21 protein-coding genes are annotated in these 22,412 nt (G+C 56.7%); 14 read left to right on the top strand and 7 right to left on the bottom strand.

The genetic code is table 11. The features are described 5' to 3' along the window. The first annotated feature begins 40 nt into the window (after positions 1–40). The 4 genes from osmY to APU11_RS06980 all read left to right on the top strand — a co-directional run bounded on the left by osmY (position 41) and on the right by APU11_RS06980 (position 2,898). Complete coding sequence (gene osmY / locus APU11_RS06995; RefSeq protein WP_013095484.1) at positions 41–658, top strand: molecular chaperone OsmY; 618 nt, start codon at positions 41–43, stop codon at positions 656–658. Between the two features lie 126 nt (positions 659–784). Beyond that, positions 785–946 (top strand): DUF1328 domain-containing protein, encoded by a 162-nt coding sequence (locus APU11_RS06990; RefSeq protein WP_003856556.1) that lies wholly within the window; start codon positions 785–787, stop codon positions 944–946. Positions 947–1,066: 120 nt separating this feature from the next. Next, complete coding sequence (locus APU11_RS06985; RefSeq protein WP_040020138.1) at positions 1,067–2,119, top strand: patatin family protein; 1,053 nt, start codon at positions 1,067–1,069, stop codon at positions 2,117–2,119. Next, the gene (locus APU11_RS06980) at positions 2,116–2,898 is read left to right on the top strand and encodes a TatD family hydrolase (RefSeq protein WP_023621924.1); all 783 of its coding nucleotides are present in this window, start codon (positions 2,116–2,118) and stop codon (positions 2,896–2,898) included. Before APU11_RS06985 ends, APU11_RS06980 begins: the two co-directional genes overlap by 4 nt. Here APU11_RS06980 and APU11_RS06975 read toward each other — a convergent pair. Beyond that, on the bottom strand, positions 2,893–3,753 hold the full coding sequence (locus APU11_RS06975; protein ID WP_040020135.1) for a YjjW family glycine radical enzyme activase: 861 nt from the start codon (positions 3,751–3,753) through the stop codon (positions 2,893–2,895). The genes APU11_RS06980 and APU11_RS06975 overlap by 6 nt on opposite strands. Continuing rightward, the gene (locus APU11_RS06970) at positions 3,728–5,275 is read right to left on the bottom strand and encodes a YjjI family glycine radical enzyme (RefSeq protein WP_058651126.1); all 1,548 of its coding nucleotides are present in this window, start codon (positions 5,273–5,275) and stop codon (positions 3,728–3,730) included. Before APU11_RS06970 ends, APU11_RS06975 begins: the two co-directional genes overlap by 26 nt. Positions 5,276–5,537: 262 nt before the next feature. On the opposite strand from APU11_RS06970, the gene deoC reads away from it, so the two are divergent. From deoC to deoD, 4 genes are all read left to right on the top strand, one after another. Further along, complete coding sequence (gene deoC / locus APU11_RS06965; RefSeq protein ID WP_058651125.1) at positions 5,538–6,317, top strand: deoxyribose-phosphate aldolase; 780 nt, start codon at positions 5,538–5,540, stop codon at positions 6,315–6,317. 100 nt (positions 6,318–6,417) lie between these two features. Next, positions 6,418–7,740 carry a thymidine phosphorylase gene (deoA, locus tag APU11_RS06960; protein ID WP_032618491.1) on the top strand — a complete coding sequence of 441 codons (1,323 nt, stop codon included), beginning with the start codon at positions 6,418–6,420 and terminating at the stop codon, positions 7,738–7,740. A gap of 51 nt (positions 7,741–7,791) precedes the next feature. After that, the gene (deoB, locus tag APU11_RS06955; protein WP_013095491.1) at positions 7,792–9,015 is read left to right on the top strand and encodes a phosphopentomutase; all 1,224 of its coding nucleotides are present in this window, start codon (positions 7,792–7,794) and stop codon (positions 9,013–9,015) included. Between the two features lie 83 nt (positions 9,016–9,098). Then, positions 9,099–9,821 (top strand): purine-nucleoside phosphorylase, encoded by a 723-nt coding sequence (gene deoD, locus APU11_RS06950; protein WP_013095492.1) that lies wholly within the window; start codon positions 9,099–9,101, stop codon positions 9,819–9,821. Between the two features lie 61 nt (positions 9,822–9,882). Here deoD and lplA read toward each other — a convergent pair whose 3' ends face one another. Both lplA and APU11_RS06940 read right to left on the bottom strand, forming a co-directional pair. After that, on the bottom strand, positions 9,883–10,899 hold the full coding sequence (lplA, locus tag APU11_RS06945; protein ID WP_058651124.1) for a lipoate--protein ligase LplA: 1,017 nt from the start codon (positions 10,897–10,899) through the stop codon (positions 9,883–9,885). A gap of 39 nt (positions 10,900–10,938) precedes the next feature. Further along, the gene (locus APU11_RS06940; protein WP_013095494.1) at positions 10,939–11,583 is read right to left on the bottom strand and encodes a YtjB family periplasmic protein; all 645 of its coding nucleotides are present in this window, start codon (positions 11,581–11,583) and stop codon (positions 10,939–10,941) included. Positions 11,584–11,700: 117 nt separating this feature from the next. On the opposite strand from APU11_RS06940, the gene serB reads away from it, so the two are divergent. The 3 genes from serB to nadR all read left to right on the top strand — a co-directional run bounded on the left by serB (position 11,701) and on the right by nadR (position 15,398). Next, complete coding sequence (serB, locus tag APU11_RS06935) at positions 11,701–12,669, top strand: phosphoserine phosphatase (protein ID WP_058651123.1); 969 nt, start codon at positions 11,701–11,703, stop codon at positions 12,667–12,669. Positions 12,670–12,744: 75 nt separating this feature from the next. After that, positions 12,745–14,130 (top strand): DNA repair protein RadA, encoded by a 1,386-nt coding sequence (radA, locus tag APU11_RS06930; protein WP_013095496.1) that lies wholly within the window; start codon positions 12,745–12,747, stop codon positions 14,128–14,130. A 35-nt stretch (positions 14,131–14,165) separates the two neighbouring features. Next, on the top strand, positions 14,166–15,398 hold the full coding sequence (gene nadR / locus APU11_RS06925) for a multifunctional transcriptional regulator/nicotinamide-nucleotide adenylyltransferase/ribosylnicotinamide kinase NadR (protein WP_014830583.1): 1,233 nt from the start codon (positions 14,166–14,168) through the stop codon (positions 15,396–15,398). A 116-nt stretch (positions 15,399–15,514) separates the two neighbouring features. Here nadR and APU11_RS06920 read toward each other — a convergent pair whose 3' ends face one another. After that, on the bottom strand, positions 15,515–16,516 hold the full coding sequence (locus tag APU11_RS06920; protein ID WP_058651122.1) for a zinc-binding alcohol dehydrogenase family protein: 1,002 nt from the start codon (positions 16,514–16,516) through the stop codon (positions 15,515–15,517). A 108-nt stretch (positions 16,517–16,624) separates the two neighbouring features. Here APU11_RS06920 and APU11_RS06915 point away from each other — a divergent pair, with 108 nt between their 5' ends. Then, the gene (locus tag APU11_RS06915; RefSeq protein ID WP_047023421.1) at positions 16,625–17,524 is read left to right on the top strand and encodes a LysR family transcriptional regulator; all 900 of its coding nucleotides are present in this window, start codon (positions 16,625–16,627) and stop codon (positions 17,522–17,524) included. A gap of 91 nt (positions 17,525–17,615) precedes the next feature. Here the strand turns inward: APU11_RS06915 and ettA are convergent, their stop codons facing one another. After that, the gene (gene ettA / locus APU11_RS06910; protein WP_013095500.1) at positions 17,616–19,283 is read right to left on the bottom strand and encodes an energy-dependent translational throttle protein EttA; all 1,668 of its coding nucleotides are present in this window, start codon (positions 19,281–19,283) and stop codon (positions 17,616–17,618) included. 227 nt (positions 19,284–19,510) lie between these two features. Between ettA and sltY the strand changes: the two genes are divergently transcribed. Beyond that, positions 19,511–21,448 (top strand): murein transglycosylase, encoded by a 1,938-nt coding sequence (gene sltY / locus APU11_RS06905; protein ID WP_013095501.1) that lies wholly within the window; start codon positions 19,511–19,513, stop codon positions 21,446–21,448. Positions 21,449–21,503: 55 nt separating this feature from the next. Then, complete coding sequence (gene trpR / locus APU11_RS06900) at positions 21,504–21,833, top strand: trp operon repressor (RefSeq protein WP_013095502.1); 330 nt, start codon at positions 21,504–21,506, stop codon at positions 21,831–21,833. A gap of 27 nt (positions 21,834–21,860) precedes the next feature. Here the strand turns inward: trpR and yjjX are convergent, their stop codons facing one another. Beyond that, positions 21,861–22,376 carry an inosine/xanthosine triphosphatase gene (gene yjjX / locus APU11_RS06895; protein WP_029882672.1) on the bottom strand — a complete coding sequence of 172 codons (516 nt, stop codon included), beginning with the start codon at positions 22,374–22,376 and terminating at the stop codon, positions 21,861–21,863. Positions 22,377–22,412: the final 36 nt, after the last annotated feature.

Raw genomic sequence — 22,412 nt, 5'->3', positions numbered from 1 at the left:
TATGTAGCCCGAATAACGGGCAAAACACAGGAATACATCGATGAATATGACAAGACTGAAGATTTCTAAAACTCTGCTGGCGGTGACATTGGGTAGCGTTCTGGTAAGCGGCTCCGCTCTGGCGGAATCCAGCACCATGGATAAAGCGCAAAACACCGCTAATACCGCAGGGGAAAAAATCGATAGCTCTATGAATAAAGTCGGTAATTTCATGGATGACAGCTCAATCACAGCAAAAGTGAAAGCCGCGCTGGTAGATGATGAAGCTATCAAGAGCACCGATATTTCCGTAAAAACCGAGCAAAAAGTCGTCACCCTGAGTGGCTTTGTTGAAAGCCAGGCCCAGGCCGAACAGGCCGTAAAAGTGGCGAAGGGTGTTGAAGGCGTTGCGTCTGTAAGTGACAAACTGCACGTCCGTGACAGCAAAAACGCGTCGGTGAAAGGCTATGCAGGCGATGCCGCTACGACCAGCGAAATCAAAGCTAAACTGTTAGCTGACGACATCGTGCCATCGCGTAAAGTCAAAGTGGAAACCACCGACGGTGTGGTTCAGCTTTCCGGTACGGTAGATTCTCAGGCGCAAATTGACCGCGCCGAATCCATTGCGAAAGCGATTGATGGTGTGAAAAGCGTTAAAAACGATCTGAAAACGAAGTAAACCTGCACGATTCGCCCGACAGGCCAGCCCTGCGGGCGAAATAAAAATGACTCTGGAAAAACGCCGGTGAGTGACCTGAGCGCTCATATTTAGCGGCCGACATTAACTATGGTAAAGGAGAGGCTTATGTTTCGTTGGGGCATTATATTTCTGGTTATCGCGTTAATTGCCGCCGCTTTGGGCTTTGGCGGACTGGCGGGTACAGCGGCCTGGGCAGCTAAAATTGTCTTCGTTGTCGGTATCATCCTATTCCTGGTGAGCCTGTTTACGGGACGCAGACGTCCGTAGCAAACGCAATATTCCTTAAACAAAAAAAAGCCAGTCGTGATGACTGGCTTTTTCTTATTTGCGTTGCTGGTCGGGTGCGTTACTGTGGAGAGAGAAAATAATCAAAACAGGAAAGCAGAGGTGGGGCAACGAATTCCCGTTACGCTCGGCAATATTGCGCCGCTGACGTTAAAACCGTTTCGTGCTGGTCAACTTGCGCTGGTTTGCGAGGGGGGCGGGCAGCGCGGCATTTTTACCGCCGGCGTGCTGGATGAATTTATGCGCGCGCAATTCAACCCGTTTGATCTTTACTTCGGCACGTCTGCCGGGGCGCAGAACCTGTCTGCCTATGTCTGTAACCAGCCCGGCTACGCGCGAAAGGTCATTATGCGCTACACCACGGCGAAAGAATTTTTTAACCCGGTGCGCTTTGTGCGCGGCGGCAACCTGATCGATCTCGACTGGCTGCTGGAAACCACCTCCAGCCAGATGCCGCTGGCGATGGATACCGCCGCACGCCTGTTTGATAGCGGCAAGGCGTTCTGGATGTGCGCCAGCCGGGGCGATGATTATTCCCCGGGCTATTTCTCTCCGCAAAAAGAGAACTGGCTGGATATCATCCGTGCCTCCAGCGCCATTCCCGGCTTTTATCGGACCGGCGCGCTGCTGGACGGCATCAGCTATCTCGACGGCGGCATCAGTGACGCGGTGCCGGTGCAGGAAGCGGCCCGGCGGGGGGCAAAAACCATTGTGGTGATCCGCACTGTGCCGTCGCAAATGTACTACACGCCGCAGTGGTTTAAACGGATGGAGCGCTGGTTGGGCGACAGTAGCCTGCAGCCGCTGGTGAATATCGCGAAGCAGCATGAAACCACCTACGGCGCGATGCAACGCTTTATCGAAAAACCGCCGGGTAAGCTGCGTATTTTTGAAATTTATCCGCCGAAACCGCTGGTCAGTATGGCGCTCGGCAGCCGTGTACCCGCGCTGCGTGCAGATTATAAAACGGGGCGACTGTGCGGACGCTACTTCCTGGCGACGGTTGGAAAAATGCTGGCAGAGCAACCGCCGCTGCATCGGCACAAACACATTATTACGCCGCCTGCGATTGTGGCTAACGATCCGCTGACCGTGCCGTTGGTGGATGTCCCGCAGGCGAATGACGCTTTACTGGATAACGAGGATCTGGCGTGACGCACCGCTTTGTTGATACCCACTGTCACTTTGATTTTCCGCCGTTTACGGGGGACGAGACGCAGAGCATTGAGCGCGCCGCTCAGGCGGGTATCCACGCGATGATTGTGCCTGCAATCGAAGTGGACAGATTCGAGCGCGTGCTTGATCTCGCCCGCCGCCATGATGCGCTGTACGCCGCGCTGGGTCTGCATCCTATTGTGATAGAACACCATCTGGACGAACATCTCGACGTACTGGATGCGGCGCTGCAAACCCGCGAAAACAAACTGGTCGCGATGGGTGAGATCGGCCTCGATCTCTATCGCGATAATCCGCAGTTTGAACGCCAGCAGACGATCCTTGATGCCCAGCTCAGGCTGGCAAAGCGTCACGATCTGCCGGTGATCCTCCACTCACGACGTACGCACGACAAACTGGCGATGCACCTGAAACGCATCGATTTGCCGCGAAAAGGGGTAGTGCACGGTTTCTCCGGTAGCTTGCAGCAGGCGCAGCGTTTTATTGAACTGGGCTATAAGATTGGCGTGGGCGGCACCATTACCTATCCCCGGGCCAGCAAAACGCGCGACGTAATGGCACAGTTACCGCTGTCTGCTCTGTTACTGGAAACGGATGCTCCTGATATGCCGTTAAACGGTTTTCAGGGGCAGCCGAACCGCCCGGAACAGGCGGCACGCGTGTTTACCACGCTGTGTGAACTGCGTGAGGAGCCGGAAACGGAGATTGCAGATGCGCTGCTGGAAAATACCCGCGCGCTGTTTGGCATCACGCTATAGGTAAAGTGCCGGGCGGATCACCGTGATGTGCTGTTTTTCGAGCGCCAGCGCCAGCGGCTCGATGTCCTCCGGTGTAGCGCTGCGCCATGACGCCGCCTCGCCGTAAACCCCGTGCGCGTGAAACGCGTTAATGCGTACCGGCACATTCCCCAGCCCGAGGATAAATGTTGTCAGGGGCTTAAGATGCTCCAGATAATCGCACTGCTCAGGGATCATCAGTAAACGCAGTTCCGTCAGCCGCTGATGCTGCGCCAGCCAGCGAATGCTTTGCTTAATCTGCGGGTTTTCGCGTCCGGTCAGCACGCGGTGATGTTCGTTTCCCCACGCCTTGAGATCCACCATCGCGCCATCCAGTACCGGCAGCAGTCTTTGCCAGCCGGTTTCCCCCAGCAGACCGTTGCTGTCCACCAGACACGTCAGGTGGCGCAGGGCGGGATCCGTTTTGATCGCCGTGAACAGGGCGATCAAAAACGGCAACTGGGTGGTGGCTTCGCCGCCGCTCACGGTAACCCCTTCAATAAAAGGGGCGGCTTTACGGACCTGCGCGAGGATCTCTTCCACGCTCAGGCGCTGCGCCATTGGCGTTGCCTGCTGCTGGCACAGATGCAGGCAGGTATCGCACTGCTGGCACTGATTCTCTTGCCACCAGACGCGTCCGGCCTGAATGTTCAGTGCATCGTGCGGGCAGTGGGGCACGCAGTCGCCGCAGTCGTTGCAGCGCCCGATGGTCCACGGGTTGTGGCAGGTTTTACAGCGCAGGTTACAGCCCTGCAGGAAGAGGGCCAGGCGGCTGCCCGGCCCGTCCACGCAGGAGAAGGGGATAACCTGACTAACTAAAGCGCATCTGCTGTTCATGGCTGACCACGCGCGGCTGACGATCCAGAATGCGGGTATTGCGTGCGGCTTCTTCGCCAAGCCAGGTGGTATTGGTGCGCGATCCGGCTTCGCGATACTGTGCCAGATCCGACAGCCGCACCATATAGCCGGTCACGCGCACCAGATCGTTACCGGCAACGTTGGCGGTAAATTCCCGCATACCGGCCTTAAACGCCCCCAGGCACAGCTGCACGACCGCCTGCGGATTGCGTTTTACCGTCTCATCCAGCGTCAGAATGTCGCTGATCCCGGCGGAGTAGTGCGGGTGATGCGGCGCCACGGCCAGCAGATGAGTGATGGGATCTGGCTCGTCGCCGTACGGCAGACGCGCACCCGGGGTGGTACCGACATCTGAACTTATTCCCGACTGTGCATGGAGCATCGCACGCTGTTTCCAGCCGTATTTCACCGGCGTGTTTTCCACAAACGCCGCCAGCTGCTCGCTGATGCGATAGCCCAGCGCGTTAGCCTGCTCGCTCTTACCGTAACGGCCGTCGATACCCGCTTTTTCGCAAAGCGTATTCACCGCCTCTGCCATGCCGTACATGCCAAACATCGGTACAAAGCGATCGGCATCAATCAGCCCCTCTTTCACCAGGAAGCTATTCTCAAAGAAGCCGGATTGTTGATAGAGAAACGCGCAGCGGGCATCAATGATGGCCATTTGTTGCTGGCAGTAGTGCGGCAACATACGCGTGAAGAAATCGTCGGGTGACGCGCTGTGTTCAGCAATCGCCCGCAGATTGAGGCGGACCAGCGTACTGCCACCGCCCGCCAGCGGCAGCGAGTTGTAACAGCTCACGATGCCATAGCGGCCTTTTGTGAAAATTTTATCATTCACCGGGCCATGGGAAATATGTGGTTTGCTGCATTCACAGATATTTTTTGCCACCTCAAGCAGGAGATCGTCCGGCGTCACGTCCGGGTCATAAATAAACGTCAGATTCGGTGCAGCCTGCTTCAATTCTGCATCGGCACGCAAAATGGCGCGGGTGATGGGGGTATCTGCCGGACCAATGTTGACGTGCGTAAAGGCGTCCGGCAACGTTCTGTCGAGATAGCGCCAGAAACGTTTTATTCGGCTATTAATCGCTTCTTGTGTTAGAATTCTAACATATGGTTGCAGTAAGGCATCAAGGTGACCGAGATAGACCGGCATTGATGTTACTGACGGCACATGATGGTAGAGAATGGTTAACAGCGAGAGCGCGTCATCCAGATCTTTCGCCCCCTCCAGCTCCAGCCATTCTGAACCTTTAGCCAGAAACGTTGCGTAATCCGGCAGAACATAACGGGGTTTATAGGGCGCGTGGCCTTCAAACATGTCGCAGATAAATCCCTTGTCCAGCGCGGCACGAGCCGCCTCAGGAAGTGCCGGATAAGGCAGATTGTTTTCCGCTTCCAGCGCCAGAAAATGACGTTTCTGTTCCGGGGTTAACACCGGGCTTGTCACAATGTGCTGGCAACGTTGTTGCAGGGCGTCGGGGCTGGCGTGGGGCATGTTCGCTTCCTTGATTGTTCTGCGGATGATGAACGGATTGTAGGAAGCCATCCCGTCAGGGCTTTTGATCTGACGAGGGGAATCGCTGCATTCGTCAGCAGTTCACGCATTAAAGTTTGAATCAGATCTCATTACAGTAATGCAAATTTGTACGTAGTTTTCATTAACTGTGATGAATGTCGAAGTGTGAATGCGGGTGGATGTTAGAATACTCACAGACCCGCAAGGTAAAATTGATACGGCACCGCCGTTGGAGAATGTTATGACCGATTTAACTGCAAGCAGCCTGCGCGCGTTGAAACTGATGGACCTGACCACCCTGAACGATGACGACACCAATGAAAAAGTCATCGCCCTGTGTCATCAGGCGAAAACGCCAGTGGGCAACACTGCCGCTGTCTGCATCTATCCGCGCTTTATCCCGATTGCCCGCAAAACGCTGAAAGAGCAGGGTACCCCGGACGTGCGCATTGCAACCGTAACTAACTTCCCGCATGGCAACGACGATATCGAGATCGCGCTGGCGGAAACCCGCGCGGCGATTGCCTACGGCGCAGACGAAGTTGACGTGGTATTCCCGTACCGTGCGCTCATCGCGGGCAACGAGCAGGTGGGCTTTGACCTGGTGAAAGCCTGTAAAGAGGCCTGCGCGGCGGCAAACGTGCTGCTGAAAGTGATCATCGAAACCGGCGAACTAAAAGAAGAAGCGCTGATTCGTAAAGCGTCCGAAATCTCCATCAAAGCCGGTGCGGATTTCATTAAAACCTCTACCGGTAAAGTGCCGGTGAATGCGACCCCGGAAAGCGCGCGCATCATGATGGAAGTGATCCGCGATATGGGCGTGTCCAAAACTGTGGGCTTTAAACCGGCGGGCGGCGTGCGTACTGCGGAAGACGCGCAGCAGTTCCTGGCGATTGCCGACGAGCTGTTCGGCGAAGAGTGGGCGGACTCACGTCACTACCGCTTCGGCGCGTCCAGCCTGCTGGCAAGCCTGCTGAAAGCGCTGGGTCATGGCGACGGTAAGAGCGCCAGCAGCTACTAAGTTTGAATTGCCGGGTGGCGCTACGCTTACCCGGCCTACAGGATCGTGGTCGGGTATATCGTACCCGCCATCATTCACCCGATTCCTCATGGGGGTTACCGTGTTTCTCGCACAAGAAATTATTCGTAAAAAACGTGATGGTCATGCATTAAGCGACGAAGAGATCCGCTTCTTTATCAACGGCATTCGAGATAACACCATCTCAGAAGGGCAGATTGCAGCCCTGGCGATGACCATCTTCTTCCACGATATGTCGATGCCTGAGCGTGTCTCGTTGACCATGGCGATGCGAGATTCAGGAACCGTACTGGACTGGAAGAGCCTCAACCTCAACGGTCCGATTGTCGATAAACACTCCACCGGCGGCGTAGGCGATGTAACGTCTCTGATGCTCGGCCCCATGGTGGCGGCCTGCGGCGGTTATATCCCGATGATCTCCGGGCGCGGCCTGGGACACACCGGCGGTACGCTCGACAAACTGGAAGCCATTCCGGGCTTCGATATCTTCCCGGATGACAACCGCTTCCGCGAAATTATTAAAGACGTTGGCGTGGCGATCATCGGCCAGACCAGCTCGCTTGCCCCGGCAGACAAGCGCTTCTACGCAACCCGCGATATCACCGCAACCGTTGATTCTATCCCGCTGATCACCGCCTCTATTCTGGCGAAGAAACTGGCAGAAGGGCTGGACGCGCTGGTAATGGACGTAAAAGTGGGTAGCGGCGCGTTTATGCCAACCTATGAACTCTCTGCTCAGCTTGCTGAAGCGATCGTTGGCGTCGCCAACGGCGCAGGCGTGCGCACCACCGCACTGCTGACGGACATGAATCAGGTGCTGGCCTCCAGCGCCGGTAACGCCGTCGAAGTGCGCGAAGCCGTTCAGTTCCTGACAGGCGTTTACCGTAACCCACGACTGTTCGACGTGACCATGGCGCTGTGCGTCGAGATGCTGATTTCAGGCAAACTGGCGAAAGACGACGCTGAAGCGCGCGCGAAACTGCAGGCGGTGCTGGATAACGGCAAAGCGGCAGAGATCTTTGGCCGCATGGTAGCGGCGCAAAAAGGCCCGACCGACTTCGTGGAAAACTACGCGAAATACCTGCCGACCGCGACGCTCAGCAAAGCCGTTTATGCCGATAGCGAAGGTTTCGTCTCTGCTATGGACACCCGTGCACTGGGTATGGCGGTGGTCTCGATGGGCGGCGGCCGTCGTCAGGCATCGGACACCATTGATTACAGCGTTGGCTTTACCGATATGGCCCGTCTGGGCGACAGCGTTGACGGAGAACGTCCGCTGGCGGTGATCCACGCCAAAGACGAAGCCAGCTGGCAGGAGGCGGCGAAGGCGGTGAAAGCGGCTATTACGCTTGCGGATAAAGCACCAGAAAGCTCGCCTTCGGTCTATCGTCGTATCACCGAATAGCGGTATACTGATCTGATCAATCATTTTTAGCACTACGTACGGAGAACAATTATGAAACGTGCATTTATTATGGTGCTGGACTCATTCGGCATCGGCGCAACCGAAGATGCAGAACGTTTTGGTGACGTGGGTTCCGATACCATGGGTCACATCGCGGAAGCCTGTGCGAAAGGCGAAGCGGACAACGGTCGTAAAGGCCCTCTGACTCTGCCCAACCTGACCCGCCTCGGTCTGGTGAAAGCGCATGAAGGTTCTACCGGTAAAATCGCTGCCGGTATGGACGGCAACGCGGAAGTGGTGGGCGCTTACGCCTGGGCGCATGAGCTCTCTTCCGGTAAAGACACCCCGTCTGGACACTGGGAAATCGCCGGTGTGCCGGTTCTGTTTGACTGGGGCTATTTCTCCGATCACGAGAACAGCTTCCCGCAGGAACTGCTTGATAAGCTGGTGAAACGCGCCAACCTGCCGGGCTACCTCGGTAACTGCCACTCTTCCGGTACTGTGATTCTGGATCAGCTCGGCGAAGAGCACATGAAAACCGGTAAGCCGATTTTCTACACCTCAGCTGACTCCGTATTCCAGATTGCCTGCCACGAAGAGACGTTTGGCCTGGATAAACTGTACGAACTGTGCGAAATCGCCCGTGAAGAGCTGACCGAAGGCGGCTACAACATTGGTCGTGTTATCGCGCGTCCGTTTATCGGCGACAAAGCGGGTAACTTCCAGCGTACCGGTAACCGTCACGACCTGGCCGTTGAGCCACCGGCACCTACCGTGCTGCAGAAACTGGTTGATGAGAAAGGCGGTCACGTGGTTTCCGTGGGTAAAATCGCCGATATCTACGCCAACTGCGGTATCACCAAAAAGGTGAAAGCCACCGGCCTGGATGCGCTGTTTGACGCGACCGTCAAAGAGATGAAAGAAGCAGGTGATAACACCATCGTCTTCACCAACTTCGTCGACTTCGACTCCTCCTGGGGCCACCGTCGCGACGTGGCGGGTTATGCGGCTGGCCTGGAGCTGTTCGACCGTCGTCTGCCAGAGCTGATGGAATTGGTGGGTGAAGATGACATTCTGATCCTGACCGCTGACCACGGCTGTGACCCAACCTGGACCGGTACTGACCACACCCGTGAGCACATTCCGGTGCTGGTGTACGGCCCGAAAGTGAAACCGGGCTCGCTGGGGCACCGTGAAACCTTCGCAGACATCGGCCAGACGATTGCGAAATATTTTGGCACGTCTGACATGGAATATGGCAAGGCGATGTTCTGAGTTATGTTGGGTGCGGCCTGATGCCCTCACCCCAACCCTCTCCCACGGGGAGAGGGCGAATTTACAATGAAAAGGAACTGAAGATGGCAACTCCTCACATTAACGCAGAAATGGGTGATTTCGCTGACGTCGTATTGATGCCGGGCGACCCGCTGCGCGCGAAACACATTGCAGAAACTTTCCTGGAAGACGTGCGTGAAGTGAACAACGTTCGCGGCATGCTGGGCTTCACCGGAACGTACAAAGGCCGCAAAATCTCCGTGATGGGCCACGGTATGGGTATCCCATCCTGCTCCATCTACACCAAAGAGCTAATCACTGATTTCGGCGTGAAGAAAATCATCCGTGTTGGCTCCTGCGGCGCGGTGCGCATGGACGTTAAACTGCGTGACGTGGTGATTGGTATGGGTGCCTGCACCGATTCCAAAGTCAACCGTATGCGTTTCAAAGATCACGACTTCGCGGCGATTGCTGATTTCGGCATGGTGCGTAACGCGGTTGACGCGGCTAAAGCGCTGGGCGTTGATGCTCGCGTGGGTAACCTGTTCTCTGCGGATCTGTTCTATGCGCCGGACGGCGGCGAGATGTTCGACGTGATGGAAAAATACGGCATCCTGGGCGTGGAAATGGAAGCGGCGGGCATCTACGGCGTCGCGGCTGAGTTCGGTGCGAAAGCGCTGACCATCTGCACCGTGTCTGACCACATCCGTACCCACGAGCAGACCACGGCTGCTGAGCGTCAGACCACCTTCAACGACATGATCAAAATCGCGCTGGAATCCGTTCTGCTGGGCGATAAAGAGTAATTCTGTCTCTTCCGGCCCTCTCCCTGTGGGAGAGGGTTGGGGTGAGAGCACCAGGCCGCACCTAGCGCACGGCCCGTGCAATCCACGCTGACAACTCCCTCAGCTCATTTTCCTGCCCCGGGAAATCCCCGATCAACGCATCGCATTCCTGCTGCAGCATATCCGCCCGATACAAACAGCCCTGCAAACGAGCCGCCAGCGCCTCTAACGGCGCCGGGTTAAGGCTGTCCGTAAATACCTGCGTGCGGGTGATATGACCTTTCTCTACGTCAAAGTGCAGCTCCACGCCGCCCCAGGTAAAGCGTTCGTTTAGCAGATGCGAAAAGGCAGGCGCCTGGCCAAAGTTCCACTCCCAGCTGCTCTGACGGGCAAAGGTTTCGGCGAAATTGGGCAGATCCGGGGTTTTATCCGGGGAGATCACCTCTGCCTCTACGCGCTCACCGTAATGGGCAAAGAAGGCTTCCTGGATCGCCTTGCAGATTTGCGCGTGAGTGATGTCTGGCAGTAGCTCAACCAGGTTGGCCACGCGCCCCCGCACGGAAGTGATCCCTTTGGCCTGCAGTTTTTTCTTGTCGGGATTCAGGTAGTTCGCCAGACGGCTGAGATCGGCGTTAAGAAGAAGGGTGCCGTGGTGGAAGCCGCGATCCAGTGTTTCGCGATAGGCTGAGCCTGACACTTTGCGATCTCCGTCTGGCGTTTTGACCACCAGGTCGTTACGCCCGGAGGCTTCTGCCGTCACGCCGAGCGAATTGAGCGCGTTGAGAACAATGGACGTTGAGATAGTCTTGTCGTATTCCGGCTTACCCGCCATAAAGGTAAAGCAGGTATTGCCCAGATCGTGGAATACCGCACCACCGCCGCTGCTGCGGCGCGCCAGACGGACGTTGTCCTCTTCCATACGCCGGGTGTTACACTCTTTCCACGGATTCTGCGCGCGGCCAATGACCACCGTGTCGGCGTTGCGCCAGAGAAACAGCACGCGTTGGGTGGCGGGCATCTGGCGGAAGATGCACTCTTCTACCGCAAGATTAAACCACGGATCGTAAGAGTCAGAGAGCAGCAGGCGTAACGTCGTCATGGCAGAGTTCCTTTTCCAAATCATCAGCCTACTTTATCACTAATCTTTCTTTTCGCTCTCTTCGTCTTCAGGAACGGATTTACTGGCGGTCAGCAGGAAGGGCGACTGCTGCCAGCGGGTGCGCTTGCCCTGCAGCAAGGTGCGGGCCAGTACCACGCCAATGGCGAGGGAGAGCAGGAGCATCAGACGGAGTATATTGGTGGTGTTATCCACCTGTTTGGCTTCCGTGGGCAGGGTATGGGTGTCGAGCGTCAGGCGCAGATACCCCAGCGGACCATTTTTGCCCTGAATAGGTTCGACGATCTGCTGGTTAAAGTAGCCCCCGGCTTTTTTACCATCCAGCGCCAGCCTGTCGCGTACGTCGACATGCTCGCCCGCGCGGGCAATCAGATCGCCTTTTTCATCGTAGACACCGGCATCCAGGATACGGCTGTTCTCGGTTAACTGACGCAAAACCTGGCTGATGCGTTTGTCATCCGGCGTTTCGGTACGCATAGCGGGCGCGACGTTAAGCGTAACCTGACGCGCCAGCGTGCGGGCCAGCTCCTCAAACTGCGGATTCCGTTGCCGTTGATGATTCTGGCTAAACCACGACGCCCCTTGCATCAGCACCACTAACAGGGCGAGACAGAAAAGGACGATCACGGCACGATGAAGCCGGAATTTCAGTTTTGCGCGAGCCATATTCCACCTGCTGAAAATTTACGGCTTAATGTTGCCAGAAGTGATGGTTACAGGGTAGCCTCATGCGTTATTTTCCCTCTGGAACCTTCCGGCGCGAACGAAATTACAGGAGCTTCAATGCCGAACATTACCTGGTGCGACCTGCCAACGGATGTCTCTTTATGGCCAGGATTGCCGCTCTCTTTAAGTGGCGATGAGGTGATGCCTCTGGATTACCACGCTGGCCGTAGCGGCTGGCTGCTGTACGGACGCGGCCTGGATAAGCAACGCCTTACCCAATATCAAACTAAACTGGGTGCGGCGATGGTGATTGTCGCCGCCTGGTGTGTGGAAGATTATCAGGTCATTCGCCTGGCCGGTTCCCTGACGCAGCGCGCGACGCGTCTGGCGCACGACGCCGGGCTGGACGTTGCCCCGCTGGGTAAAATCCCCCATCTGAAAACGCCGGGTCTGCTGGTGATGGATATGGACTCTACCGCCATCCAGATTGAGTGTATCGATGAGATTGCCAAACTGGCGGGCAGCGGCGAGCTGGTGGCGGAAGTGACCGAGCGCGCGATGCGCGGCGAGCTGGATTTTACTGCCAGCCTGAGACAGCGCGTGGCGACCCTCAAAGGGGCCGATGCCAATATCCTGCGTCAGGTGCGCGATGAACTGCCGCTGATGCCCGGGCTGACGCAACTGGTGCTGAAGCTCCAGTCGCTGGGCTGGAAAGTGGCGATCGCTTCCGGTGGCTTTACCTTCTTCGCGGATTACCTGCGGGAAAAAATGCATCTGACCACCGTGGTCGCCAACGAGCTGGAGATCATGGACGGTAAGCTGACCGGGCAGGTGCTCGGCGATATCGTGGATGCGCAGTATAAAGCCAATACGCTGAGCCGACTGGCCGAGAAATATGAAATTCCGGTTGCCCAGACCGTTGCCATTGGCGATGGCGCAAACGATCTGCCGATGATCAAAGTTGCCGGTCTTGGCATTGCCTACCATGCCAAGCCAAAAGTGAATGAAAAGACGGAAGTGACAATCCGTCACGCTGACCTGATGGGGGTGTTCTGCATCCTCTCCGGCAGCCTGAATCAGAAATAACGGTATGCGATTGTAGGCCGGGTAAGCGTTAGCGTCACCCGGCGCGCAGGCCGCACTGAAATAACGAGGTAAACCGTGGCTAAAGCCCCAAAACGCGCATTTGTCTGTAATGAATGTGGTGCGGATTATCCGCGCTGGCAGGGGCAATGCAGCGCCTGTCATGCCTGGAACACCATCACCGAAGTGCGTGGTGTGGCGGCTTCGCCGAGCGTGGCCCGCAATGAACGCCTGAGCGGCTATGCGGGTAATGCCGGTGTGGCAAAAGTCCAAAAACTGTCAGAGATCAGTCTGGAAGCGTTGCCGCGCTTCTCCACCGGCTTCAAAGAGTTTGACCGCGTGCTTGGCGGCGGCGTGGTGCCGGGCAGTGCGATCCTAATCGGCGGTAACCCGGGAGCGGGTAAATCGACCCTGCTGCTGCAAACGCTCTGCAAGCTCGCCGAGCAGATGAAAACCCTGTACGTCACTGGCGAAGAGTCTCTGCAACAGGTGGCGATGCGCGCGCACCGTCTGGGCCTGCCGACCGGCAACCTGAACATGCTGTCGGAAACCAGCATCGAGCAGATCTGCATGATCGCCGAAGAAGAGCAGCCGAAGCTGATGGTGATTGACTCCATCCAGGTGATGCACATGGCGGATATTCAGTCCTCGCCGGGCAGCGTGGCGCAGGTGCGTGAAACGGCGGCCTACCTGACGCGCTTTGCCAAAACGCGCGGCGTGGCAATTGTGATGGTCGGCCACGTCACCAAAGACGGCTCGCTGGCGGGGCCGAAAGTGCTAGAGCACTGTATCGACTGCTCCGTGATGCTCGACGGCGACGCAGACTCCCGCTTCCGTACCCTGCGCAGCCATAAAAACCGCTTTGGTGCGGTGAATGAACTGGGCGTATTTGCCATGACCGAGCAGGGGCTGCGCGAAGTCAGCAACCCGTCGGCCATCTTCCTGAGCCGGGGAGATGAAGTCACCTCCGGCAGTTCGGTGATGGTGCTGTGGGAGGGGACGCGCCCGCTGCTCGTTGAAATTCAGGCGCTGGTGGATCACTCGATGATGGGTAATCCGCGGCGCGTGGCGGTCGGTCTGGAACAGAACCGTCTGGCGATCCTGCTGGCGGTGCTACACCGTCATGGTGGCCTGCAAATGGCCGATCAGGATGTCTTCGTCAACGTGGTCGGGGGCGTGAAAGTTTCAGAGACCAGTGCCGATCTGGCGCTGCTGCTGGCGATGGTCTCCAGTCTGCGTGACAGACCGCTGCCGCAGGATTTGGTGGTCTTCGGCGAAGTGGGGCTGGCCGGGGAGATCCGCCCGGTGCCCAGCGGCCAGGAGCGCATCTCCGAGGCGGCGAAACATGGCTTCCGCCGGGCGATTGTGCCGGCGGCCAACGTGCCGAAGAAGATCCCCGAAGGGATGCAGGTCTTTGGCGTTAAAAAACTCGCAGATGCGTTAAATGTCTTTGACGACTTATAATTACGTATTCGATTTTGCAGGAGGCATCGTAATTTATGTCATCATTTGACTACATCAAGACCGCAATCCGTCAGAAAGGCTGCACGCTACAGCAGGTGGCTGACGCCAGCGGCATGACGAAAGGCTATCTTAGCCAGTTGCTGAACGCCAAAATCAAAAGCCCCAGCGCGCAAAAGCTGGAAGCGTTACATCGCTTTCTGGGGCTTGAATTCCCGCGTATGCAAAAGAACATCGGCGTGGTGTTTGGTAAGTTTTACCCGCTGCATACCGGCCATATCTACCTGATCCAGCGCGCCTGTAGCCAGGTCGACGAGCTGCACATCATCATGGGTTACGATGAAACCCGTGACCGTCAGCTGTTCGAAGATAGCGCCATGTCGCAGCAGCCGACGGTGCCGGATCGCCTGCGCTGGCTGCTTCAGACCTTCAAATATCAGAAAAACATTCGCATTCATGCCTTTAACGAAGAGGGCATGGAGCCGTATCCACACGGCTGGGACGTGTGGAGCAACGGCATTAAAGCGTTTATGGAAGAGAAGGGCATTGCGCCCAACTGGATCTACACCTCTGAAGAGTCCGACGCACCGCAGTTCCGCGAGCATCTGGGCATTGAAACGGTGCTGATCGATCCGAAGCGTACATTCATGAACATCAGCGGGGCGCAGATCCGCGAAAACCCGTTCCGCTACTGGGATTACATCCCGACCGAAGTGAAGCCGTTCTTTGTGCGCACAGTTGCGATTCTGGGCGGTGAATCCAGCGGGAAATCGACGCTGGTTAACAAGCTGGCAAATATCTTCAATACCACCAGCGCGTGGGAATACGGACGTGATTATGTCTTTTCCCATCTGGGGGGAGACGAGATGGCGCTGCAGTATTCTGATTACGACAAAATCGCGCTAGGCCATGCTCAGTACATTGATTTCGCGGTGAAATACGCCAACAAAGTGGCCTTCATCGACACCGATTTTGTCACCACACAAGCTTTCTGTAAGAAGTATGAAGGACGCGAGCACCCGTTCGTACAGGCGCTGATCGATGAATATCGCTTCGACCTGGTGATCCTGCTGGAAAACAACACGCCGTGGGTCGCCGACGGAATGCGCAGCCTCGGTAGCTCAGTGGACAGAAAAGAGTTCCAGACGATGCTGGTAGAGATGCTTCATGAGAACAACGTGGAGTTTGTCCACGTTGAAGCGTCGGATTACGACACCCGTTTCCTGCGCTGCGTCGAGCTGGTGAAGGAGATGATGGGGGAGCAGGGGTAAATTCACAGGTTTGCCCCTCTCCCTAACCCTCTCCCCATGGGGGAGAGGGGATCGTACGGAGCTGTCTTTACCCTCTCCTCCGTGGGAAGAGGGCAGGGTGAGGGGGAATTATCCACTCAGAACGCAACCACCACCTTCCCGCGCATATGCCCGTCCAGCACTTTGCGGTGGGCCTCGGTAATGCTTTCCACGCTCAGCCCGTGCAGCGTTTCGCTGAGCGAGCTCTCCACCACGCCGTTATCCACCAGCTTCGCCACCTCGTTTAAGATCTCACCCTGACGCGCCATATCGGCAGTCTGGTACATGCTGCGGGTATACATGAATTCCCAGTGCAGGGCGGCGGATTTGGATTTCAGCTTGTCCTGGTTCAGCGGGTGCGCATTTTCGACGATGGAGCAGATGTGTCCCTGCGGCGCAATCAGTTCGCTGACCGCATCCCAGTGGCCATCGGTATCATTGAGGATAAAAATATAATCCACAAAGGTGATGCCTTGTTTGGCCAATTCACCTTGCAGATCGCGATAATTCACCACCAGATCCGCGCCGCGATCGCGACACCATTGGGCTGAGTCTTCCCGCGACGCGGTGGCGATGACCCTGACCTTGCTGTTGTGCTTCGCAAACGGGATCGCAAGGGAGCCTACGCCGCCGGCACCGCCGATGATCAGCAGCGTTTTGTCCGACCCGGCATTCTGAATGTTCAGGCGCTCAAACAGCCCTTCCCAGGCGGTGAGCGCGGTCAGCGGCAGTGCGGCAGCGGCATCCCAGCCAAGGCTTGTCGGTTTGTGTCCGACAATACGCGCATCAATCAGCTGATGCGTGGCATTACTGCCCGGACGGGTAATATCACCCGCGTACCACACTTCGTCGCCCGGTTTGAAGCCGCAGACGCTTGTTCCCACCGCTTTGACGACACCGCTGGCATCCCAGCCGAGAATGCGTGGCGCCTGCAGGCCGTTTTTAACAAGACTCGCATGCACTTTGGTATCGACCGGGTTGATGGAAACGGCTTTTACTTCCACCAGCAGATCGTGTTCACCGGGCTGTGGCATCGGTTGGGTGATCTCAATAAAAGCTGCGGGATTTTCAGGATTAACGGCAATGGCTTTAACAGACATGATCAACTCCTCAATGGAATGCGTTTTGTTGAGGCTAGTCTATTAAGTGGTCATGCGCATGATAAGATGGACAATCAAGAACGGAGTGTTCGTATGGGGTGAACAATCATGTTTAAACAGCTGCAGGATATGGCGCTGTTTGCGCTGGTGGCGGAGATGGGGAGTTTTACCGCCGCAGCGCAGAAAGCAGACCTGCCGAAATCCAGCGTTAGCCAGCGGATTAGCCAGCTTGAGCAGCAGGTGGGGATCCGCCTGCTAAACCGCACCACGCGCAGGCTGAATCTGACCTTTGCGGGGGAGCACTATCTGGTGCATTGTCGCGAGATGCTGGCGGCCAGCGAAAGGGCGGAGTATGCCATTCAGCGGCTGCGTGAAAACCCCAGCGGGCGGCTTCGTATCACCTGCCCGGCGGGCATTGGCGCGACGTTACTGGCACACCTGAATGCCGAGTTTCAGCTCCGCTATCCTGACGTTTCGCTGGATGTCTCTATTTCTGACGATGTGCTCGATCTGGTGGAGTCTGGCTTTGACGTGGCGCTGCGTACCGGTAAACCGCAGGACTCCTCGCTGATTGGCCGCATGATTGGCCACTGTCCGCGCTATATGCTGGCCTCACCGGAATATCTGGCACGCCGGGAGCCGCTGTATCATCCCCGCCAGCTGGTGGATCACCGCTGTATTACCCACAAGGCCTGGTCTGAATGGCTCCTGCAAAGCGAGAGTGAGGATTACCGCTATCTGCCGGACAATGCGCATATGACGGATAATCTTGTGTATGCTCGTGAGTGCGCGGTAGCTGGTGCGGGAATCACACTCTTACCCGCTTTTTTGCTGGAAGATAAAATTGAAAAAGGGGCGCTGGTGCAGGTGCTACCGGAGTGGAACGTTGAAGGAAACGATCTCTGGCTCGCCTATCCGAGCCGTAAGCTCAATTCGCCTGCGCTGATGAGCTATATCGACTTTGCGATGCAGTGTGATGAGGTGAAGCGGTTTTATGTGGGTGGGTGATTATGTGTGGCCTGATGCCCTCACCCTGACCCTCTCCCACGGGGAGAGGGCACAAACATAAAAAACGGCAACCGAAGTTGCCGTTGTGCTTTTATTTCGCGATACGCTTGTACTTAATACGCTTCGGCTCCAGCGCGTCTGCGCCCAGCGTGCGTTTCTTGTACTCTTCGTATTCGGTGAAGTTACCTTCGAAGAACTCCACTTTCCCTTCATCCTGGTAGTCCAGAATGTGGGTGGCGATACGGTCAAGGAACCAACGGTCGTGCGAGATAACCATGGCACAGCCCGGGAACTCCAGAAGGGCGTTTTCCAGCGCGCGCAGGGTTTCGATGTCGAGGTCGTTGGTTGGTTCATCGAGCAGCAGTACGTTACCGCCAACCTGCAGCAGCTTCGCCAGATGCAGACGACCACGCTCACCACCGGACAACTCGCCGACGCGTTTACCCTGATCGGTACCTTTGAAGTTAAAGCGGCCAACGTAGGCACGGCTTGGCATCTCGGTGTTGCCGATACGCATGATATCCAGCCCGCCGGACACTTCTTCCCACACGGTTTTGCTGTTATCCATTGCGTCACGGAACTGGTCAACGGACGCCAGTTTCACCGTTTCACCCAGGGTGATAGAACCGCTGTCTGGCTGCTCCTGACCGGACATCATACGGAACAGGGTGGATTTACCCGCGCCGTTCGGACCGATGATACCGACGATGGCACCCTTCGGTACGGAGAAGGAGAGATCGTCGATCAGCACGCGGTCACCGTAAGATTTACGCAGGTTGCTGACTTCGACCACTTTATCCCCCAGACGCGCGCCAGGTGGAATAAACAGTTCGTTGGTTTCGTTACGTTTCTGGTATTCGGTGTTGTTCAGCTCTTCGAAGCGTGCCAGACGGGCTTTGCCCTTAGACTGACGGCCCTTCGTGCCCTGACGTACCCACTCCAGCTCTTTCTCAATAGACTTACGGCGTGCTGCTTCAGCAGACGCTTCCTGCGCCAGACGCTGATCTTTCTGCTCCAGCCATGAAGAGTAGTTGCCTTCCCATGGGATACCCTCGCCGCGGTCCAGCTCCAGGATCCAGCCCGCCACGTTGTCGAGGAAGTAACGGTCGTGGGTGATCGCCACCACGGTGCCTTCGAAGTCGTGCAGGAAGCGTTCCAGCCACGCCACGGATTCCGCATCCAGGTGGTTAGTGGGTTCGTCGAGCAGCAGCATGTCTGGTTTTTCCAGCAGCAGACGGCACAGCGCCACGCGGCGACGCTCACCACCGGAGAGGTTGGCGATTTTCGCATCCCAGTCCGGCAGACGCAGGGCGTCAGCGGCGCGCTCCAGCTGCACGTTCAGGTTGTGACCGTCGTGCGCCTGGATAATCTCTTCAAATTTGCCTTGCTGAGCGGCCAGTTTATCGAAGTCCGCATCTGGCTCGGCGTATTTGGCATACACTTCATCCAGACCTTTCAGCGCGTTAACCACTTCGGATACCGCTTCTTCAACCGATTCACGAACGGTGTGTTCAGGGTTCAGCTGAGGTTCCTGCGGCAGGTAGCCAATTTTGATGCCTGGCTGCGGACGGGCTTCACCTTCGATGTCTGTATCGATGCCGGCCATGATGCGCAGCAGGGTGGACTTACCGGCACCGTTGAGGCCCAGAACACCGATTTTTGCGCCCGGGAAGAAGCTCAGCGAGATATTTTTAAGAATATGACGTTTCGGCGGTACCACTTTGCCGACACGATGCATGGTATAAACGAATTGAGCCACGTTGGACTTCGCCTCTTTTATCGTGATGAAAAGGAATTTCAGCCTCGAAGTGTAGCCTTTTTCCCGCCCTAATCCCAGCCAGGAACGTCGGGAGTGTTAAAACGCGCAGGAAAGGTAAAAAAGTGTCCGTAACGTGGCGCGTTCCGGGATGCCTGGTTAGCATAAGTTAATTAGACTTTGACGTGGCAAGACGCTGCAATTGACGAAAAAACAATGAGGAAGAGCTTGTGGAAAAAGCCAAACGGGTGGTCTGGCGTCTGCTGGCGGCCAGCGTATGCGTAATGGCGGTAAGCCAGGCGGTGCATGCCGATTCACTGGATGAACAACGTAACCGCTACGCCCAGATTAAACAGGCGTGGGACAACAAACAGATGGATACTGTGCAGGCGTTGATGCCGACGCTGAAAGACTATCCTCTCTATCCCTATCTGGAGTATCGCCAGATTACTGACGATCTCATGAATCAACCCACGGTCACCGTGAATAACTTCATTCAGGCGAACCCGACCCTGCCGCCCGCCCGGAACCTGCAGTCTCGTTTTGTAAACGAGCTGGCGCGTCGTGAAGACTGGCGCGGACTGCTGGCGTTCAGCCCGGAAAAACCGAACACCACGGAAGCCCAGTGTAACTATTACTATGCAAAATGGGCCACCGGTCAGCAGGAGGAAGCCTGGGCCGGGGCAAAAGAGCTGTGGCTGACCGGGAAAAGCCAGCCGAACGCCTGTGATTCGCTCTTTGGTGCCTGGCGTGCTTCCGGTAAACAGGATCCGCTGGCTTACCTTGAACGTATCCGTCTGGCGATGAAAGCCGGAAACACGCGTCTGGTGATGGCTCTGGCGGGTCAAATGCCGTCGGATTACCAGACCATTTCCACGGCCGTGATGTCGCTGGCAAACGACCCCAACAGCGTTCTGACCTTTGCCCGCAGCACGGGAGCGACCGATTTTACCCGACAGATGGCGGCGGTGGCCTTTGCCAGCGTGGCGCGTGACGATGTCGAAAACGCGCGGCTGATGATCCCGCAGCTGGTGCAGGCACAGCAGCTCAATGAAGAGCAAACCCAGGAACTGCGCGATATCGTGGCGTGGAGACTGATGGGCTCGGACGTAACCGACGAACAGGCCCGCTGGCGGGACGATGCCATTATGCGCTCCAACTCCACGTCGCTGGTGGAACGTCGCGTGCGCATGGCGCTGGGGACGGGCGATCGTAAAGGCCTCAATACCTGGCTTGCGCGTCTGCCGATGGAAGCCAAAGAGAAAGACGAATGGCGCTACTGGCAGGCGGATCTGCTGATGGAGCGGGGACGCGATGACGAAGCCAAAGAGATCCTCCACGCGCTGATGCAGCAGCGAGGCTTCTACCCGATGGTGGCCGCGCAGCGTCTGGGTGAGGAGTACACCTTCCGCATTGATAAAGCGCCGGGTAACGCCAGCCCGGCGTTGACCCAGGGGCCGGAAATGGCGCGCGTGCGCGAGCTGATGTACTGGAATATGGACAACACCGCCCGTAGCGAGTGGGCGAATCTGGTCACCAGCCGCACTACGGATGAGAAAGCCCAGCTTGCCCGTTACGCCTTTGATAACCACTGGTGGGATCTGAGCGTTCAGGCGACGATCGCCGGTAAGCTGTGGGATCATCTCGAAGAACGTTTCCCGCTGGCCTACAAAGATCTGTTCGATCGCTACACCAGCGGTAAAGATATTCCGCAAAGCTACGCCATGGCGATTGCCCGTCAGGAGAGCGCCTGGAACCCGAAAGTCCGTTCCCCGGTAGGGGCCAGCGGCCTGATGCAGATTATGCCGGGCACGGCGACGCATACGGTGAAGATGTTTAATATCCCGGGATACAGCAGTCCATCACAGCTGCTGGATCCGGATACCAACATCAACATTGGTACCAGCTATCTGCAGTACGTCTATCAGCAGTTTGGTAACAACCGCATTTTCGCCTCTGCGGCGTATAACGCGGGCCCAGGGCGCGTGCGTACCTGGCTGGGTAACAGCGCCGGACGCATCGACGCCGTGGCGTTTGTCGAGAGCATTCCGTTCTCAGAAACGCGCGGCTACGTGAAGAACGTGCTGGCGTATGATGCCTATTACCGTTACTTCATGGGGCAAAAAGATACCCTGATGAGCGATGCGGAATGGCAGAGACGTTACTGATTGGGATGGGTTGTGTTATGCTGTACTCGTTAATGAGTACAACAGGCGGCATAACATGACCCAGCATTCCCCGTATTCCTCGGCACTGGCCGAACAACGTCATCAGGAGTGGCTTCGTTTTGTGGAGTTGCTCCGCCAGTCTTACGACCAGGATCTGCATTTACCCCTGCTGCAACTGATGCTGACGCCTGACGAGCGTGAGGCGTTGGGCACGCGCGTGCGGATCATCGAAGAGTTACTGCGCGGTGAGATGAGCCAGCGTGAGCTCAAAAACGAGCTGGGCGCGGGGATCGCGACGATCACCCGCGGTTCAAACAGCCTGAAGTCTGCGCCGGTTGAGCTGCGTCAGTGGCTGGAAGCGGTATTGCTGAAAAACGCCGGATGACGGCTGCGCCTTATCCGGCCTACACGTTCAACGATAAATGGCGTTATGGAACGGGCTTAACGCCAGGATCACTGCCTGATGGTAAACGCTTGAGCGCGTAAGCGCGCCAGCAGTAAAGACGCCAATCGCTCCTTCTTTACGGCCTATTTCATCAATGCCGGTGTATTGCGACATCACTGGCCCGAGCGCTTCGCCTGCGCGCACTTTTTCCAGAATGATGTCCGGCAGTGGCAGGGTGGCCGAGCGTGCTTCACCGCGCTGTTCACGGCTTTCGATAACCACCCAGCTAAACGTCGCGCCTTCGTCAATTCCCGCTTCAATGGCGACCCAGAAGTCGGCATCGGGTGCGGCCGCTTTCGCATTTAACACGCGATTTCGTGCGCCAGCGCGCGTTTCTTCGCTGCCAAACGGCTGTTCAGGAACGCCACTCTCGACGCCGACGGCATCAATATGGCAGGATCCTTCGCCGAAAATCTCTTCAAATGCCCTTAGAATTGCCTGAATTTTGGCAGGATTGGTGGTAGCAGAGACAACATGGTGCATAATTAAGCTCGATTCAAAAAAACTCATCGCAGTATA

The sequence above is a fragment of the Enterobacter sp. 50793107 genome (assembly GCF_001463365.1).
Lineage (GTDB): Bacteria > Pseudomonadota > Gammaproteobacteria > Enterobacterales > Enterobacteriaceae > Enterobacter > Enterobacter cloacae.
This window is presented reverse-complemented; position numbering and strand designations above follow the sequence as displayed.